Annotated in this window: 14 protein-coding genes; 12 read left to right on the top strand and 2 right to left on the bottom strand. The window is 62.6% G+C overall.

Translation table 11 applies throughout. The annotated features are described in order from the left end of the window. Window positions 1-233 precede the first annotated feature (233 nt). The 8 genes from NKJ37_RS06855 to NKJ37_RS06820 all read left to right on the top strand — a co-directional run bounded on the left by NKJ37_RS06855 (window position 234) and on the right by NKJ37_RS06820 (window position 9,806). Window positions 234-692: a MerR family transcriptional regulator gene (locus tag NKJ37_RS06855; protein WP_128304373.1), complete on the top strand. Its 459-nt coding sequence runs from the start codon at window positions 234-236 to the stop codon at window positions 690-692. 270 nt (window positions 693-962) lie between these two features. Beyond that, complete coding sequence (locus NKJ37_RS06850; RefSeq protein ID WP_352439632.1) at window positions 963-2,774, top strand: acyl-CoA dehydrogenase; 1,812 nt, start codon at window positions 963-965, stop codon at window positions 2,772-2,774. A 121-nt stretch (window positions 2,775-2,895) separates the two neighbouring features. Then, window positions 2,896-4,065, top strand: a complete 1,170-nt coding sequence (locus tag NKJ37_RS06845; protein WP_023811355.1) for an acyl-CoA dehydrogenase family protein — start codon at window positions 2,896-2,898, stop codon at window positions 4,063-4,065. A 33-nt stretch (window positions 4,066-4,098) separates the two neighbouring features. Next, window positions 4,099-5,307, top strand: a complete 1,209-nt coding sequence (locus NKJ37_RS06840; RefSeq protein ID WP_127295300.1) for an acetyl-CoA C-acetyltransferase — start codon at window positions 4,099-4,101, stop codon at window positions 5,305-5,307. A 14-nt stretch (window positions 5,308-5,321) separates the two neighbouring features. Then, window positions 5,322-7,541, top strand: a complete 2,220-nt coding sequence (locus NKJ37_RS06835) for a 3-hydroxyacyl-CoA dehydrogenase NAD-binding domain-containing protein (protein ID WP_352773363.1) — start codon at window positions 5,322-5,324, stop codon at window positions 7,539-7,541. A 65-nt stretch (window positions 7,542-7,606) separates the two neighbouring features. Further along, window positions 7,607-8,161, top strand: a complete 555-nt coding sequence (locus NKJ37_RS06830; RefSeq protein WP_352610729.1) for a thioesterase family protein — start codon at window positions 7,607-7,609, stop codon at window positions 8,159-8,161. 115 nt (window positions 8,162-8,276) lie between these two features. Beyond that, window positions 8,277-8,945, top strand: a complete 669-nt coding sequence (locus NKJ37_RS06825) for a S24 family peptidase (RefSeq protein WP_352773360.1) — start codon at window positions 8,277-8,279, stop codon at window positions 8,943-8,945. A gap of 9 nt (window positions 8,946-8,954) precedes the next feature. Then, on the top strand, window positions 8,955-9,806 hold the full coding sequence (locus NKJ37_RS06820; protein ID WP_352773357.1) for a thermonuclease family protein: 852 nt from the start codon (window positions 8,955-8,957) through the stop codon (window positions 9,804-9,806). Here the strand turns inward: NKJ37_RS06820 and NKJ37_RS06815 are convergent. Beyond that, window positions 9,772-11,418 (bottom strand): lysine--tRNA ligase, encoded by a 1,647-nt coding sequence (locus tag NKJ37_RS06815; protein ID WP_352773354.1) that lies wholly within the window; start codon window positions 11,416-11,418, stop codon window positions 9,772-9,774. The genes NKJ37_RS06820 and NKJ37_RS06815 overlap by 35 nt on opposite strands. Before the next feature lie 123 nt (window positions 11,419-11,541). Here NKJ37_RS06815 and NKJ37_RS06810 point away from each other — a divergent pair, with 123 nt between their 5' ends. Continuing rightward, window positions 11,542-11,991 (top strand): tellurite resistance TerB family protein, encoded by a 450-nt coding sequence (locus tag NKJ37_RS06810; protein WP_352719733.1) that lies wholly within the window; start codon window positions 11,542-11,544, stop codon window positions 11,989-11,991. A gap of 61 nt (window positions 11,992-12,052) precedes the next feature. On the opposite strand, the gene NKJ37_RS06805 is transcribed toward NKJ37_RS06810, so the two are convergent. Continuing rightward, window positions 12,053-12,901 carry an ABC transporter substrate-binding protein gene (locus tag NKJ37_RS06805; RefSeq protein ID WP_352773351.1) on the bottom strand — a complete coding sequence of 283 codons (849 nt, stop codon included), beginning with the start codon at window positions 12,899-12,901 and terminating at the stop codon, window positions 12,053-12,055. Window positions 12,902-13,149: 248 nt separating this feature from the next. Here NKJ37_RS06805 and NKJ37_RS06800 point away from each other — a divergent pair, with 248 nt between their 5' ends. From NKJ37_RS06800 to NKJ37_RS06790, 3 genes are all read left to right on the top strand, one after another. Beyond that, window positions 13,150-13,881 carry a helix-turn-helix transcriptional regulator gene (locus NKJ37_RS06800; protein WP_023811347.1) on the top strand — a complete coding sequence of 244 codons (732 nt, stop codon included), beginning with the start codon at window positions 13,150-13,152 and terminating at the stop codon, window positions 13,879-13,881. A gap of 96 nt (window positions 13,882-13,977) precedes the next feature. Next, complete coding sequence (locus tag NKJ37_RS06795) at window positions 13,978-14,616, top strand: acyl-homoserine-lactone synthase (protein ID WP_352773348.1); 639 nt, start codon at window positions 13,978-13,980, stop codon at window positions 14,614-14,616. A gap of 14 nt (window positions 14,617-14,630) precedes the next feature. Beyond that, a complete protein-coding gene (locus tag NKJ37_RS06790) occupies window positions 14,631-15,380 on the top strand; it encodes an enoyl-CoA hydratase-related protein (RefSeq protein ID WP_013533649.1) in 750 nt (249 codons plus the stop codon). Window positions 15,381-15,526: the final 146 nt, after the last annotated feature.

Here is a 15,526-nt window from a genome sequence, read left to right as displayed (position 1 = left end):
AATTGAAAGGATGTCGGCTGCTGGCCTGACGGTGCGGCATAAAGGGCGGCGCGCAGAACGCCCTTGCGTCATCATGCGGCAATCGGTATAGAATTGACGTAAACGTAAAAGGCGCATTGAGCGCATGTTTGCGATTTGTTTGTTGAAACCACGACTGGAAGCAGGCCCCCGCTTCCAGTCAGGCGACGCACGGTCCGGGACCGCGACGCCACCAGACGGGGAAGCCAGTGACCATGAAGCTTATCTCGGCCGGCGAGACCGCGGCCAATACCAATATGTCTGCCGAAGCCGGCGAGGACCTCGTCCGCATCGGCGAGATGGCGAAGAAATATGGAGTGACGCTGCGCACGCTGCGTTTCTACGAAGACAAAGGCCTGCTCAACCCGCAGCGCGACGGTTCGACCCGTCTCTACACGCGCCGCGACAAGGCCCGCCTCAAGCTGATCCTGCTTGGCCGCAAGGTCGGGTTCTCGTTGCGCGACGTCAAGCAGATGATGGATCTCTACGATCCGACCGGTTCAAACACCAAGCAGCTCAAGCTTGCGCTGGACAAGTCGGAAAAGCAGCTTGCCCGCCTGCAGAAGCAAAAGGCGCTGATCGACGACGCCATCAACGAGCTGAGCGGCTCGATGTCGGCGGTGCGACAGATGCTGAGCGAGCGTTCGGCACCGCAGGCGAGCGCCGCCAGCTAAGTCCTCCGCCAATTGTCTGACGATCAAAGCCGCGTGGCCTGCCACGCGGCTTTTCGTTGTCCTGGCCCACTCTTATGGCCTTTCGGCGCTGGCTTGCGCAACGTCGCGCCGCTACGCTCATTGCTCCAGTGGGCGGGGAATCTTGTCGCATCGAAAAAATTGACGTTTACGCACACGTCAATTTTTGCTATCCGCTCCCAATATGGGTCCGCATGCCGCCCTGGCCTGTCTTGGGGGTATTCGGACCGGGTTTGCAGGGTGGAGAAAAGCATGCCGACATACAGGGCTCCGGTCCAGGATACGCTGTTCGTGCTCAACGAGGTTCTGGGTTATCAGCGTTATTCGAACCTTCCCGGATTTGCCGATGCCACGCCCGATGTGCTCGAGGCGATCCTCGCCGAAGGCGCCAAGCTCGCCGAAAACGTCATGCATCCGCTGAACCGTGTCGGCGACATGGAAGGCTGTGTGCGTCACGACGATGGCTCGGTGACCACGCCGAAAGGCTTCAAGGAGGCCTTCGACCAGTATCGTGAGGGCGGCTGGATGGGATTGGCCGCACCCGTCGAGTTCGGCGGCCAGGGCCTGCCCTATGCCGTGCACACCGCTGTCGCCGAATATATGGTCTCGGCCAATATGTCCTTGATGATGTATCCGGGCCTGACGCAGGGTGCGATCGCCGCGATCATCACCCACGGCACCGACGAGCAGAAGGCGACATGGTTGCCGAGGATGATCGAGGGTGCCTGGACCGGCACCATGAACCTGACAGAGCCGCATTGTGGCACGGATCTCGGCCTGTTGCGGACAAAGGCGGTGCCGAACGGCGATGGCACCTATAAAATTTCAGGCCAGAAGATCTTCATCTCGGCCGGCGAACACGACATGTCGGACAACATCGTCCATCTGGTTCTGGCCCGCATCGAGGGCGCGCCGGAAGGCGTCAAGGGCATCTCGCTGTTCATCGTGCCGAAGCTCAAGCTCGACCCGTCGGGCAATCCGGGCACCAGGAACACCGTCTCCTGCGGCTCGATCGAGGAGAAGATGGGCATCCATGGCAATTCGACCTGCGTCATGAACTATGACGAGGCTGAGGGCGCGCTGCTCGGCGAGGCCAATGGCGGCCTGAAGGCGATGTTCACGATGATGAACGAGGCGCGCCTCGGCGTCGGCCTGCAGGGGCTTTCGCTGTCGGAGATCGCCTACCAGAACGCCGTGTCCTACGCCAAGGACCGTTTGCAGGGCCGCTCATTGTCGGGGCCGAAGGCGCCGGACAAGAAGGCCGACCCGATCATCGTCCATCCCGACATCCGCCGCAGCCTGATGACCATGAAAGCCTTCAACGAGGCCGGCCGCGCGCTGGCGCTGTGGACGGCGATCAAGTCCGATGTCGCTCACCGCTCGGGTGACGACAAGGACCGCCAGGCCGCCGACGACTACACCGGCCTGATGACACCGGTGGTCAAGGGCGTGCTCACGGACAAAGGGTTCGACCACGCCGTCATGGCGCAGCAGGTGTTCGGCGGTCACGGCTACATAGAAGAGCATGGCATGAGCCAGTTCGTGCGCGATGCCCGCATCGCCATGATCTATGAAGGCGCCAACGGCATCCAGGCGCTCGACCTCGTCGGCCGCAAGCTCGGCCTGAATGGCGGCCGCGCCGTGCAGGCCTTCTTCAAGGAGGTCGGTGAGTTCTGCGAGGAGAACCGCTCCGACGAGAAAATGGCGCCATTCACCAAGGCGCTGAAGAAAGGTCTTAACGATTTGCAGGCGGCGACCATGTGGCTGGTGCAGAACGGCATGGCCAAGCCCGACAATGCCGGTGCGGCCTCGACCGACTACATGCATCTCTTCGGCCTGGTTGCTCTGGGCTATATGTGGGCGCAGATGGCCAAGGTGGCACTTGGCAAGACGGGCGCCAATGGCGCGCAATCCTCTTATGAAAACAACGTGGCTTTCTACGACAACAAGGTCGTGACGGGGCGCTTCTTCATGGAGCGGATCATGCCGGAGACGTCGGCGCATCTCGCCCGCATTTCGAGCGGCGCCGACACATTGATGGCACTGCCGGCGGAAGCGTTCTAAAGATGACCTGCGTCCCCCTCCCTCTCGAGGGGAGGGTGGCCCGAAGGGCCGGGAGGGGTCGTTGCGGCAGTGCGCCGACTTCAGCTTCGATGATGCATCTCGGGAGGAGTATCATACCAGCATGACCAACCCAGCTGAAATCCTTGGCCTTCCGAAGCCCGCCTGGGCGGCGGACGAGGTCGGCATGCTCTACGACATGGCGCATCGCTTCATGTCGGAGGAGATCGCGCCGCGCTACGACGAGTTCGAGAAGAACGAGATGGTCGATCGCGAAAGCTGGCTGAAGGCAGGTTCCGCCGGCCTGCTCTGCGCCTCGATGCCGGAGGAATATGGCGGCTCCGGCGGCACATTCGCGCATGAGAGCGCTATCATCGAGGCCATCGGCCATGTCGGTGTCGACGGGTTCGGCATCGGCCTGCACAATTCGATCGTCGCCCCTTATATCCTCCACTACGGCTCCGAGGAGCAGAAAAAGAAATGGCTGCCGAAACTGGCGACCGGCGAGCTGATCGGCGCCATCGCCATGACCGAGCCCGGCGCCGGCTCCGACCTGCAGGGCGTCAAGACGCGGGCGCAGAAGGATGGCAACCAGTACAAGATCAACGGTTCCAAGACCTTCATCACCAATGGGCAGCTTGCGAACTTCATCATCGTCGTCACCAAGACCGATCCGGAGAAGGGCGCCAAGGGCACCTCGCTGATCGTCGTCGAGACCGATGAGGTCGAAGGTTTTCAGCGCGGCCGTAACCTCGACAAGATCGGGCTCAAGGCCAACGACACGTCGGAGCTGTTCTTCAACGACATGCGCGTGCCGACCTCCAACCTGCTCGGCCACGAGGAAGGGCAGGGCTTCGTACAGTTGATGCAGCAACTGCCGCAGGAGCGACTGCAGATCGGCACCGGTGCCATCGCCATGATCGAGCGGGCGCTGGCGCTGACTATTCGTTACGTCAAGGAGCGCAAGGCGTTCGGCAAGGCGATCATCGATTTCCAGAACACCCAGTTCAAGCTGGCCGAACTCAAGACCGAGGCCACCATCGGCCGAGTCTTCTACAATGATTGCGTCACCCGCCACATCGCCGGCGGCCTCGATCCTGTGACCGCGTCGATGGCCAAGTACTGGCTCAGCGACCTGCAGGGAAAAGTCGTCGACGAATGCCTTCAACTGCATGGCGGCTATGGCTACATGAATGAATATCCGATCGCCCGCATGTTCCGCGACGCTCGCGTCCAGCGCATCTACGGCGGCACCAATGAGATCATGAAATTGCTGATCGGCCGCTCTCTCTGAGGGCAACGACCGGCAAACCCGAGGAGCAAGCAAATGGCTGAAGCTTATGTCTATGACGCTGTGCGCACACCGCGCGGCAAGGGCAAGAAGGACGGATCGCTGCACGAGGTGCCGGCGGTGCGGCTTGCCGCCAAGACGCTCGAGGCGCTGCGCGACCGCAATGGGCTCGACACCGGCAATGTCGATGACATCATCTTCGGCTGCGTCGATCCGGTCGGCGAAGCCGGCTCGGTCATTCCGCGCGCCGCCGCCTTCGAGGCCGGCTACGACACCAAGGCGCCCGGCATGCAGATCTCACGCTTCTGCGCTTCCGGGCTCGACGCCATCAATTTCGGCGCCGCCAAGATCGCGCAGGGCGCCGATGAGATCGTCATTGCCGGCGGCGTCGAATCGATGTCGCGTGTCGGCATGGGCGCCTCGGGCGGCGCCTGGTTCATGGATCCTTCGGTCGGCCTGCCCGGCTGGTTCGTGCCGCAAGGCATCTCGGCCGACCTGATCGCCACCAAATACGGCTTCAGCAGAGACGACGTCGACGCCTATGCGGTCGAGAGCCAGAAGCGCGCCGCCAAATCCTGGGCCGATGGCCGCTTCAAGAATTCCGTCGTCCCGATCAAGGACCAGAACGGCCTGACCATCCTCGACCATGACGAACACATGCGCCCGTCCACCGACATGCAGTCGCTGGCCTCGCTCAACCCGTCCTTCGTCATGCCAGGCGAAATGGGCGGCTTCGATGCCGTCGCCGTGCAGAAGCATCCCGAGGTGGAAGAGGTCAATCACGTCCATCATGCCGGCAATTCCTCCGGCATCGTCGATGGCGCCGCCGCCGTGCTGCTCGGTTCGAAGAAGGCGGGCAAGGCGATGGGGCTGAAGCCGCGCGCCCGCATCCGCACCTTCGCCAACATCGGCTCCGAGCCGGTGCTGATGCTGACCGGCCCGGTCGACGTCACCGAGAAGCTGTTGAAGCGCGCCAAGATGAAGCTCTCGGACATCGACCTGTTCGAGCTCAACGAAGCCTTCGCTTCGGTGGTGCTGCGCTACATGCAGGCGTTCGACATCGATCACGACAAGATCAACGTCAATGGCGGTGCTATCGCCATGGGTCATCCGCTCGGCGCCACCGGCGCGATGATCTTCGGCACGGTGCTGGACGAACTCGAGCGCCGCGATCTCAACACCGCTCTGGTGACGCTGTGCATCGGCGCTGGCATGGGAACCGCAACCATCATCGAACGCGTCTGACGGGGAGAGAAACGATGAGCTACACCAATTTCACCCTCGACATCGACGCCGACGGCATTGCGCTGGTCACCTGGGACATGCCTGGCCGCTCGATGAACGTTTTCACCGAAGAGGCGATGCGGGAATTGAACGCCATTGTCGACAAGGTGGCTGGTGATGCCGCCATCAAGGGCGCCGTGATCACTTCCGGCAAGGATACCTTCTCCGGCGGTGCAGACATCACCCTGCTGCAGAAGATGCTGACGACCTTCGCTGCGGAAAAGGGCAAGGACGCCGAAAAGGCGACCAAGGCGCTGTTCGACAATGCCGGCATGATGACCGGCCTGTTCCGCAAGCTGGAAACTTGCGGAAAGCCGTGGGTGTCGGCGATCAACGGCACCTGCATGGGCGGCGCCTTCGAATTGTCGCTCGCCTGCCACGGCCGTGTCGCCGCCGACAGCGACAAGGTAAAAATGGCGCTTCCCGAGGTGAAGATCGGCATCTTCCCCGGCGCCGGCGGCACCCAGCGCGTACCGCGGCTGACCGATCAGCAGCAGGCGCTGCAGATGCTGACCTCCGGCCAGACACTGTCGCCGCAGAAAGCCAAGTCTATGGGCCTGATCCATGAGATCGCCGAGCCGGTCAGACTGGTCGAGACCGCCAAGGCGATGATCAGGAATGGCCTGAAGCCGGTGGCGCCATGGGACGAGAAAGGTTTCAAGCTGCCCGGCGGCCCGATCTACTCGGTGGCGGGCGCCAATCTGTGGCCACCGGCCATCGCCATCCTGCGTCGCGAGACCTACGGCAATTATCCGGCCGCCGCCGCGATCCTCAAATGCGTCTATGAAGGCCTGCTGGTGCCGTTCGACACCGCCTTGCGCATCGAGCAGCGCTATTTCACCGAGATCATGCAGACCAGGGAAGCGGCGGCGATGATCCGCTCGCTGTTCGTGTCGCTGCAGGAACTGAACAAGGGCGCCCGCCGCCCGGCCGGCGTGCCGGAAACCAAATTCAAGAAGATCGGCATTCTCGGGGCCGGCTTCATGGGCGCGGGCATCGCCTATGTCACCGCCAAGGCCGGCATCCCGGTGGTGCTGCTCGACCGTGATCTGGAGTCGGCGACCAAGGGCAAGGCGCATTCCGACGGCCTGATCTCGGATCAGGTTAAGAAGGGCCGCGCCAAGCCGGAGGACAAGGACAAACTGCTGTCGCTGATCACGCCGACGGCGGACTATGCCGACCTTGCCGGCTGCGATCTGGTGGTCGAGGCCGTTTTCGAGGATTCGAGCGTGAAGAAGAGCGCCACCGAACAGGCGGAAGCCGTGCTGAAGCCATCGGCGATCTTCGCGTCGAACACCTCGACCATTCCGATCACCGGCCTGGCGAAGAATTCTGCGCGGCCGAAGAATTTCATCGGCATCCATTTCTTCTCGCCGGTCGACAAGATGATGCTGGTCGAGATTATTTTGGGCAAGAAGACCGGCGACAAGGCGCTGGCCACCGCGATCGACTTCGTTCGCGCCATCAAGAAGACGCCGATCGTCGTCAACGACACGCGCGGCTTCTACGTCAATCGCTGCGTGCTGCGCTACATGTCGGAAGCCTACAAGATGCTGATCGAGGGCGTTCCCGCGCCGATGATCGAGAACGCGGCGAAGGCAGCCGGCATGCCGGTCGGCCCCCTGGCGCTGACCGACGAGACGGCCATCGACCTTGCCCAGAAGATCATGAAGCAGACCATCAGGGATTTGGGCGACAAGGCGGTCGATCCCAAGCAGATGGCGCTGATCAACACCATGGTCGACGATCACGGCCGCTTCGGCCGCAAGAACGGCAAGGGTTTTTACGATTACCCGGCGAAGCCCGCCAAGAAGAAGCTGTGGCCGGGCCTTAAGGATCTCTATCCGCAGCTTGCACCCGAGAAGGTCGATTATGGGGAACTGCAGCAGCGGCTGCTGGTCACCATCGCGCTGGAAGCGGCGCGGGTGATGGAAGAAGGCATCGTCACCGACCCGCGCGAGGCCGATGTCGGCTCGATCCTCGCTTTCGGCTTCGCTCCCTACACCGGCGGTGCGCTGTCCTACATCGACGGCATCGGCGCCAAGGCATTCGTCAAGATCGCCAAGGGCTTGCAGAAGAAATACGGCGCCGAGTTCAAGGCGCCCAAGCTGCTGCTCGACATGGCCGAGAAGGGCGAGAGCTTCTACCAGCGTTTCGATCCCTATGCGAAAGGCGACGTGAAGCAGGCAGCCTGACGCATGAGCAAAATCAAGCGTCTTGCAGCGACCTTTGCGCGTCCAAGAGGACACGGGGCGCTGTAATGTATGTCTGGGCGCGCATGGTGCGCATGATGGCCACGGCACGCAGCCGTGGCCCCTACGTGATGGGCGGCGAAGGCCGGCTGGCTTTCCGCTGCCTGCCGACCGACATCGATTTCAACATCCATCTCAACAATGCGCGATACATGATGCTGGCCGATCTCGGCCGCATCGACCTGTTTGTTCGTGCAGGCCTCATCACGCTGGCAAGGAAGAATGGCTGGGCGCCGATGATGGGCGGACTGCAGGCGGTCTATGCACGCGAGATCAGGCTTTGGCGCCGCTTCGAAGTGGTGTCCTCGATCGAGACCTGGGAAGGCACCCAGGTTGTCGGCAAGCACCGCTTCGTCCTCGACAATAGCGAGACGGCCGCGTTGATCCTGACGACAGCCGGCGTCTACGATCGCAAGGCTCGCAACTTTCTTGAGATTGACGAGGTGGTTTCGGCACTTGGTCGTGCCGTGAACCCGCGGCCACCGACGCAAACGGAGCGGATTTTCATGACATCGCACCAGGGTCTGCGCAGCTTGGCCAAGGGCGTCGATCGATCCCGGTAATCGGACTTTCCGCGATCGACGGGAACGTTTGCAACCACTCCACGACCGGTGGACAAAACGACATTCCAAGACTAGAAGGGAAAGGTATTTTTTCCTGCACCGAAGGAGAGCGAGCATGCTCTCGCACGACCGAGTCTGGGCTGCCATCGATGCTCTTGCCAAGCGCTATTCGCTTTCGGCCTCGGGTTTGGCCAAGCGTGCGGGGCTCGATTCCACTGCCTTCAACAAGTCGAAGCGTTTGTCGTCGGATGGCCGGCCGCGCTGGCCCTCGACCGAATCACTGGCCAAGATCATCGAGGCAACGGGCGCCTCACTCGACGAATTCACCGGTCTGATCGAAGGCCGGCCCGGGATAAGCAATGGTGCTTCGACCAGCCATGCCGCTTCGGTCGCCCGCAGAAGCTCCGTGCCGTTGCTCGGCTTTGCCCAAGCCGGCGCCGGCGGCTTCTTCGACGATGCCGGCTTTCCAGTCGGGCAGGGTTGGGATCTGGTCGAACTGCCGGCGCAATCGACCGAGAGCTCCTACGCGCTGCAGGTGCAGGGCGATTCCATGCTGCCGCTCTACCGCAATGGCGACGTCCTCATCGTCGAACCGGGCGCCGTCACCCGCAAGGGCGATCGCGTCGTTGTCAAGACCACATCAGGCGAGGTGATGGCCAAGGTGCTCGAGCGCCAGAGCGTCAAGTCGATTGCGCTGGTCTCGCTCAATCCCGATCATCCCGACCGCGACATTCCCATGCGCGATGTCGAGTGGGTGGCGCGGATTGTCTGGGCAAGCCAATAGGTCAAGCTGGTGCGGCTTCTCCATCATGCGCTGGCGGTTCTGATGGTCCCTGTGATGGCGGCCATGGTCGTCACCGGCGGTCGCACGTTGAAACGAAGTGAAAGCGTCATTGCCGTGGACCAGCTTGATCCGGGCGCCGATACGATGGCGCAGCAGGCTGCCGGGACGGTGCCGCAGGAGCCGGCCACCTCAGCCATCGCAGCTCCACAGCCGCCGAAGCCGGGGCCGCATTCAAGGGCAATCGATCCCGAAATCGTCGCGCCGCCGGAACTGCCCGCCGACGGGCTTGAACGGGTCGAGCCGCGCGAGCCGTTGAGCAAGCTCGCGCTGGCTGTGCCACCCAAGCCGAAAATGCCTGACGATTGGAACGGCACAAAGCTGTTCCAGCCGGTTGCGCCGGCCGCCGGCCTGATCGAGGCGAAGGGTTACTCGGTCGCGGTTTCCGGCATCGACATCGTCAGGCAGGACGAGACCTGCAGCGAGGACGGCAAGCCCTGGCCGTGCGGCGTCCGGGCGCGGACGGCGTTCCGCGCCTTCCTGCGCGGCCGCGCGGTGGTCTGCACGGTGCCGCCGCAGGGTGGCCGCGACCTGATCGCAGCCGAGTGCCGGATCGGCAAGCAGGATGTCGGTCAGTGGCTGGTCGAAAATGGCTGGGCGCGCGCCGCCAAGGGCGGCCCCTATATCGAGGCAGGCGACAAGGCGCGCACGGCGAAGAAGGGCATTTTCGGATCGGCGCCGAACCTTTCCGGCCTGCCGGCGATGCCGGCCGCACCGAGCCCGGCGCCTCAGGCGCCGAGTTCGATCCTCGAAGAGGTCGATGGCGTGCTCAAGCCAGCTGACCAGCCAGCGCCCGCTCAATGAGCGCACGTGTCTCGGCAACGCCATAGAGTGCTGCGAACGAGCCGAAGCGCGGGCCGCGCTCCTGGCCGATCAGCACCTGGTAGATCATCTGGAAGAAGGCGCCCGATACGCCGGGGCCGCCTTCCGGGCTCTGCTTGGAATGATCCTGATAGCGCTCGATCCTGCGTGCGACATTGAGCGAGGCGTTCTGGATCGCTTCGCCGCTGGCGTCCGCCGGCAGCGCGCCAAGCGCTTCGTCGAGGGCTGCCAGCGCCTCGCGCTCGACCTCGTCGGCGGGCCGGAAGGTTTTCGTCGGCTTCACGAAATCGTCGAAATAGCGGATCGCATGGCCGACCAGCCGGTCGAGCTCGGGATGCGTCTTTGGCGTCACGCCTTGCGTATGACGTGAAATGAACCCCCACAGCACATCCTTGTTCTGCGCGTTGGAGGCGCTGACCAGATTGAGCAGCAGCGAGAACGGCACCGGCATGTCGATCGCGGGCGGGTTGCCGTCATGCATGTGCCAGACCGGATTGCCCAGCCGTTCCTTCCAGTCCTGCCGGGGATAGGCGGCGAGGAACGTATAGTATTCGTCCACGGCCCGCGGGATGACGTCGAAATACAGCTTCTTGGCCTGCCGCGGCCGCTGGTACATGTAGAGCCCGAGGCTTTCGGTCGGCGCATAGGTCAGCCACTCGTCGATGGTCAGCCCGTTACCTTTCGACTTCGAGATCTTCTGGCCGTTCTCGTCGAGGAACAGTTCGTAGACGAAATGCTCCGGCGCCCGTCCGCCCAGAATGTTGCAGATGCGGTCGTAGACCATCGCATTGGTCTGGTGGTCCTTGCCGAACATTTCGAAATCGACGCCAAGCGCTGCCCAGCGCATGCCGAAATCCGGCTTCCACTGCAGCTTCACGCGGCCGCCGGTGATCGAAAGCGTCGTCTCGGTGCCCTCGTCGTCGAAGGTGATGGTGCCGGCCTTGGCGTCGACATGCTTCATCGGCACGTAAAGCACCCGACCGCTCTTCGGCGAGATCGGCAGGAACGGGCTGTAGGTCGCCTGCCGCTCGGGCCCGAGCGTCGGCAGCATCACCGCCATGATCTGCTCATAGCGTTCGGCGGCGCGCAGCAGCATCGCATCGAAACGGCCAGCTTTGTAGTATTGCGTCGCGCTGGCGAACTCGTAGTCGAAGCCGAACGTGTCGAGGAAGCGGCAAAGCATCGCGTTGTTGTGGTCGGCGAAGCTCGCATAGTCGCCGCCGAAGGGGTTGGGGACCGACGACAGCGGCTTGTGCAGATGCGGCTCGAGCGCGGCGCGGTCCGGCACACTGTCGGGTATCTTGCGCATGCCGTCCATATCGTCGGAAAAGCACAGCAGCTTGGTCGCGACCTTGTCCTGCGTCAGGACGCGGAAGGCATGGCGCACCATCGAGGTGCGCGCCACCTCGCCGAACGTGCCGATATGCGGCAGGCCGGACGGCCCGTAGCCGGTCTCGAACAGGACTGTTTGCGGGAAGTCGGCGCCTTTGTAGCGCTCGATGATCTTTTTGGCCTCCTCGAACGGCCACGCCTTGCTTTCGGTCGCGGCCGCCAGCAGCTCGGGGTTGAGATCGATGATGTTTGATCCCGCCATGTCACAGTTTTCCAAATCATTTGCCGGCCCGAAGGCGGGCCGCAGCAAGGGTTTTTCAACCGGTCTCTAGGCGTGCAGCGCCGGAGCGTCAACGCGTGCGGCGCTTTTTCCTTGCGGTGCAGAATGGGCGTTCCTAACTTCGAGGTCCGGTTCGAGGAGAAAAAATTGCCGACACCTCATGAAGCCCTGATCTATCTGATGGTCATCACCTCGGCCTCCGACCGCGACATGACCGATGTCGAACTGGCGCGGATCGGCGAGGTCGTCCGCTCCTGGCCGGTGTTCGAGGACTTCAACCACGACAGGCTGGTCGGCGTCGCCCAGGACTGCCAGAAGCGCCTGCACGAAAAGCATGGGCTGGAGGGCGTGCTGGCTGAAGTCGCCGAGGTCTTGCCTGAGCGGCTGCGCGACACCGCCTATGCCGCCGCCTTCGAGGTTGCCGCCGTCGACCTCGAAATGCGCATGGAAGAGGTGCGGGTGCTGCAGCTGATCCGTCGGCAGCTCGATCTCGACACGCTGACGGTCGCTGCCATAGGCCGCGCGGCCAAAGCGCGGCTGCGCACGCTGACCTGAAAGCCCTTGGCCGGGCGTCGTTGAGATTCAGCTCAGGCCGGCAAAGCTGACCGGAACCGGATCAGAAAAAGCTCACCGGAAAATAGCGCAGATAAAATTCGGCGAACGTGCCTTTCATCGAAATTTCCTGCAGCGCGTAATCGATCGCGGCGGCCAGCGCCGGATTGTCCGCTTTGGTGGCGATGGCCATGCCAGTGCCCAGATATTCGGGCGCCAGATAGGGCCCGCCGGCAAAGCGGCAGCAGCCCGCCGCGTCCGAGCCGCCCAGCCAGAAAGCCAGGCGCATGCCGTCGCCGAAGGCGGCGTCGACCTTGCCGGCCTTGAGATCGGCATAGAGGTCTTCCGGCCTGTCGAAAGGGATGACCTGAACCGTGCTGAAATAGTCGCGCAGCATGCGCTCATGCGCCGAGCCTGATATCACGCCGACACGCTTGCCGTGCAATTTGTCAAAGATGGGCTCGGTCAGTGCCTTGCTCTTCGGCATGATGAAGCGCGCTGGAAACTGTAGATAGGAGCGCGAGAAGGCGTAGGTCGTGCGCGATTCCGGTGTTGCGGCGATGCCGGCGATGATCGCCTCGCCTTCGCCTTTGCGCAGTGCGCCTTCCAGCTCGGCCCAAGGCAGGGCCTGGATCTGGCATTTTTCGACGATGCCAAGCTCGGCGCAGATGGCGCGTGCCAGATCGATATGGAAGCCGGACAGCTTTCCCGCACCGTCGAGGAAGTTGAAGGGCGGGAAGTCCGTGGTGGTCAGGAATCTCAGCCGGGGCAGCGTCGAAAGGTCTGGTTTGGGCAGCCGCTCCTTGGCATCCCACAGCATCGGAACCTGAGGCGCCGCGGCGCGCGCGCCGTCGGCGAACGACAGCAATCCGATCAGCATCGCAAAGGCGAAGGATCTCCACCGGAACGCCAAGATAAAACTCCGCCACAGTCGTGCTCGCACCGATTTTGGTACGAAAATGGTACAGGCACAATGGTTTTTGATTTCAACCCGCCGATTTCAGGATATGATTCAACCGGTTTGCAAATCAGCTCCGGCCGCCTCGGTGAGGGAAGCCACAAAATAAGTATGCGATTTGCAATCCGTGGTCGGTGGCGAAGTGTAAATCAGGCACGCATCATTGGCCGCAATGCACGAGGCAACATGGGGTTGATGTTGCGATGGGTCAGTTCGATCGCACGCTGGAATACATAGACCAACTGCAGCACGCCGCAACGGCGGCGGCGGTCTGTGAAAGGCTGCTGGGCATAACATCGGATTTCGGTCTCACCGCACTGATGGCTGGAACCGTACCGCAGCCAGGCACGCCGGCCGGCCAGCAAAAGCAGCATGTGCTTCTCTGCGATTGGCCGGGAGAGTGGCTGGAGCGCTATGTCGCGCGCAACTATGTCGATCATGACCCAGTCGTCAGCCATATGAAACAGTTGCAGGCGCCCTTCCAATGGCACGAGGCGTCGCAGGGCATCCGGATCGACAAGAGCAGCGGCGAAGTGATGGGCGATGCCGGCGCCTTCAAACTGCGTGATGGATTGGCCTTTCCGTTGATCACGCTCGACGGCCAGATCGTCATGGTGTCGCTCGGCGGCGAGGCCGTGGAATTGTCCGTCGCCGAATTCGGCCAGGTGTCGCTGGTCTCGACCTACGCGGTCGGCCGCGCCATGCAACTCCACACCATGGCGAACAGCACCATCGATCATATCGTGCTGACGCCGCGCGAGCGCGAATGCCTGCAATGGGCCGCCGTCGGCAAGTCCGAATGGGAGATTTCGCAAATCCTCGGCATTTCCGAACACACCTCGGAGAAACATCTTCTTAACGCCAAAAGCAAACTAGGTGCCGTCAACAGGGTGCAGGCCGTCGCGGAAGCGATACGGCGCGGCTACATTAGTTAGGTCGGCCGTGCCGACCTGGAATTTTTGCCTACGCGATCACGCAATTTTCTCATCAAAGCACGGCCGTATCTTCCTCTGAACACAGGAGACGGCGGAATGCTTTTTTCCCTTACAACCCAGGAATTGATGGAGCGTCCCGACCTTTGGGAGGCCGTCCATCGGTTGCGCTACAAGATATTCGTCGAAGAGATGGGGTGGGATGACCTCAGGCGCCCCGACGGGCTCGAACTCGACCAGTTCGATCACGACGAGGCGGTCCATCAGATCGTCATCAGGGGCGGTGAAGTGGCGGGTTATCAGAGGATGTTGCCGACGACGCGGCCACATCTGCTGACCGAGGTCTTGACCGATCTTTCCGAAGGAACGCCGCCATCGGGTCCAAACATCTGGGAATTGACCCGCTACGCGGTGGCTCCCGGTTTTCGTGACGGCCGTCGCGGCGTTTCGACCGTCGGCACCGAACTGATTGCCGGTTTCGTCGAGTGGGGGCTGAAGCGCGGCGTCGACAAGGTGATCATCGAGTTCGAGCCGATGTGGGTGCTGCGCGCCTTGCAACTGCATTTCCTGGCGACCCCGCTGGGCTATCAGCGCACCTATGGCAGCCAGCAGGTGGTCGCCACCTTGCTGACCTTCAACGAACACACCCTCGATGTGGTGCGGTCGCGCCGCAATCATTTTGCTCCCGTGCTGGCCAGGGGATATCCCGACATGCTCGGGCAAAGGCGTGCGTCATGAGATCGGAGACAGTCATGAGCACACATCCGCAACCTGAACTTCGCAACCACACGCTGGTGGTCACCGTGTCGTCGAGTGACGGCCGGCCGGTGCTGGACAGGAGGGCCTATGAAAGCCTGGCAAGGACCTTCCATGAAGCCGCCGACAATGAGGAGGTTCGCGTCGTCGTGCTGCGCGGCCTGGCAGGCTGTTTCTGCCTGGGCGGCGACTTCTCCGAATTCCTCGACGCCACCAAGCACCAGAAACTGATCGCCGCCGTCACCGACCTGTTCCGCACGCTGGCGACGTTTCCCAAGCCCATCCTTGCCTGCGTCGATGGCGATGCCGTCGGTGTCGGCTGCACCATCCTGTTCCATTGCGATATGGTGATCGCGTCCGATGAGAGCACGTTCAGGGTGCCGTTCGTCGATTTCGGCCTGGTGCCGGACGCGGCGACCAGCATCCTGGCACCGCAGAAGCTCGGCTATGCCGGTGCCTTCCGCTTCTTCTGCCTCGGCGACACGCTTCGCGCCGAAGATGCCAGGGCGCTCGGCCTGGTCGCGGAGATCGTGCCGGGGGGCACCGTCGAGGAGGCAGCCCTTGGCCGGGCAAGACAACTCGTCAAGAAGCCGGTCGCCGCCTTGCTGCAGACGCGCGGCTTGCTGAAGGGGAACACCGAGGCCCTCTGCGACCGCATCGATCAGGAGATTTCGCTTTTCCAGCAGGCGCTGCAGGACGACACCACGCTGCGGCGATTGCAGCGCATCGCCCGGCTCGCGGCCTGAGCGAAAGCATCAAGGAACGCGCCCCCCCGCCCACCCCCCGCGGCCCCGGATCCACAATACGGGTTTTCCACGCAATACCGCCCGTAGCCCAGAAACGTGGTGTGGGACCTTCGCCGTCATTAGGGCAAGGCCCCCACATATGGCAC

The sequence above is a fragment of the Mesorhizobium sp. M0140 genome (assembly GCF_040322475.1).
Taxonomy (GTDB): Bacteria; Pseudomonadota; Alphaproteobacteria; order Rhizobiales; family Rhizobiaceae; genus Mesorhizobium.
The sequence above is the reverse complement of the archived record's forward strand: the minus strand, read 5'-3'. Positions and strand labels throughout refer to the sequence as shown.

Excerpts from the sequence above, each read along its gene's own strand:
- NKJ37_RS06855 (WP_128304373.1), top strand. The coding sequence starts at position 234 with ATGAAGCTTATCTCGGCCGGCGAGACCGCGGCCAATACCAATATGTCT.
- NKJ37_RS06850 (WP_352439632.1), top strand. The coding sequence starts at position 963 with ATGCCGACATACAGGGCTCCGGTCCAGGATACGCTGTTCGTGCTCAAC.
- NKJ37_RS06845 (WP_023811355.1), top strand. The coding sequence starts at position 2,896 with ATGACCAACCCAGCTGAAATCCTTGGCCTTCCGAAGCCCGCCTGGGCG.
- NKJ37_RS06840 (WP_127295300.1), top strand. The coding sequence starts at position 4,099 with ATGGCTGAAGCTTATGTCTATGACGCTGTGCGCACACCGCGCGGCAAG.
- NKJ37_RS06835 (WP_352773363.1), top strand. The coding sequence starts at position 5,322 with ATGAGCTACACCAATTTCACCCTCGACATCGACGCCGACGGCATTGCG.
- NKJ37_RS06830 (WP_352610729.1), top strand. The coding sequence starts at position 7,607 with ATGTATGTCTGGGCGCGCATGGTGCGCATGATGGCCACGGCACGCAGC.
- NKJ37_RS06825 (WP_352773360.1), top strand. The coding sequence starts at position 8,277 with ATGCTCTCGCACGACCGAGTCTGGGCTGCCATCGATGCTCTTGCCAAG.
- NKJ37_RS06815 (WP_352773354.1), bottom strand. The coding sequence starts at position 11,418 with ATGGCGGGATCAAACATCATCGATCTCAACCCCGAGCTGCTGGCGGCC.
- NKJ37_RS06810 (WP_352719733.1), top strand. The coding sequence starts at position 11,542 with ATGGGCGTTCCTAACTTCGAGGTCCGGTTCGAGGAGAAAAAATTGCCG.
- NKJ37_RS06800 (WP_023811347.1), top strand. The coding sequence starts at position 13,150 with ATGGGTCAGTTCGATCGCACGCTGGAATACATAGACCAACTGCAGCAC.
- NKJ37_RS06795 (WP_352773348.1), top strand. The coding sequence starts at position 13,978 with ATGCTTTTTTCCCTTACAACCCAGGAATTGATGGAGCGTCCCGACCTT.
- NKJ37_RS06790 (WP_013533649.1), top strand. The coding sequence starts at position 14,631 with ATGAGCACACATCCGCAACCTGAACTTCGCAACCACACGCTGGTGGTC.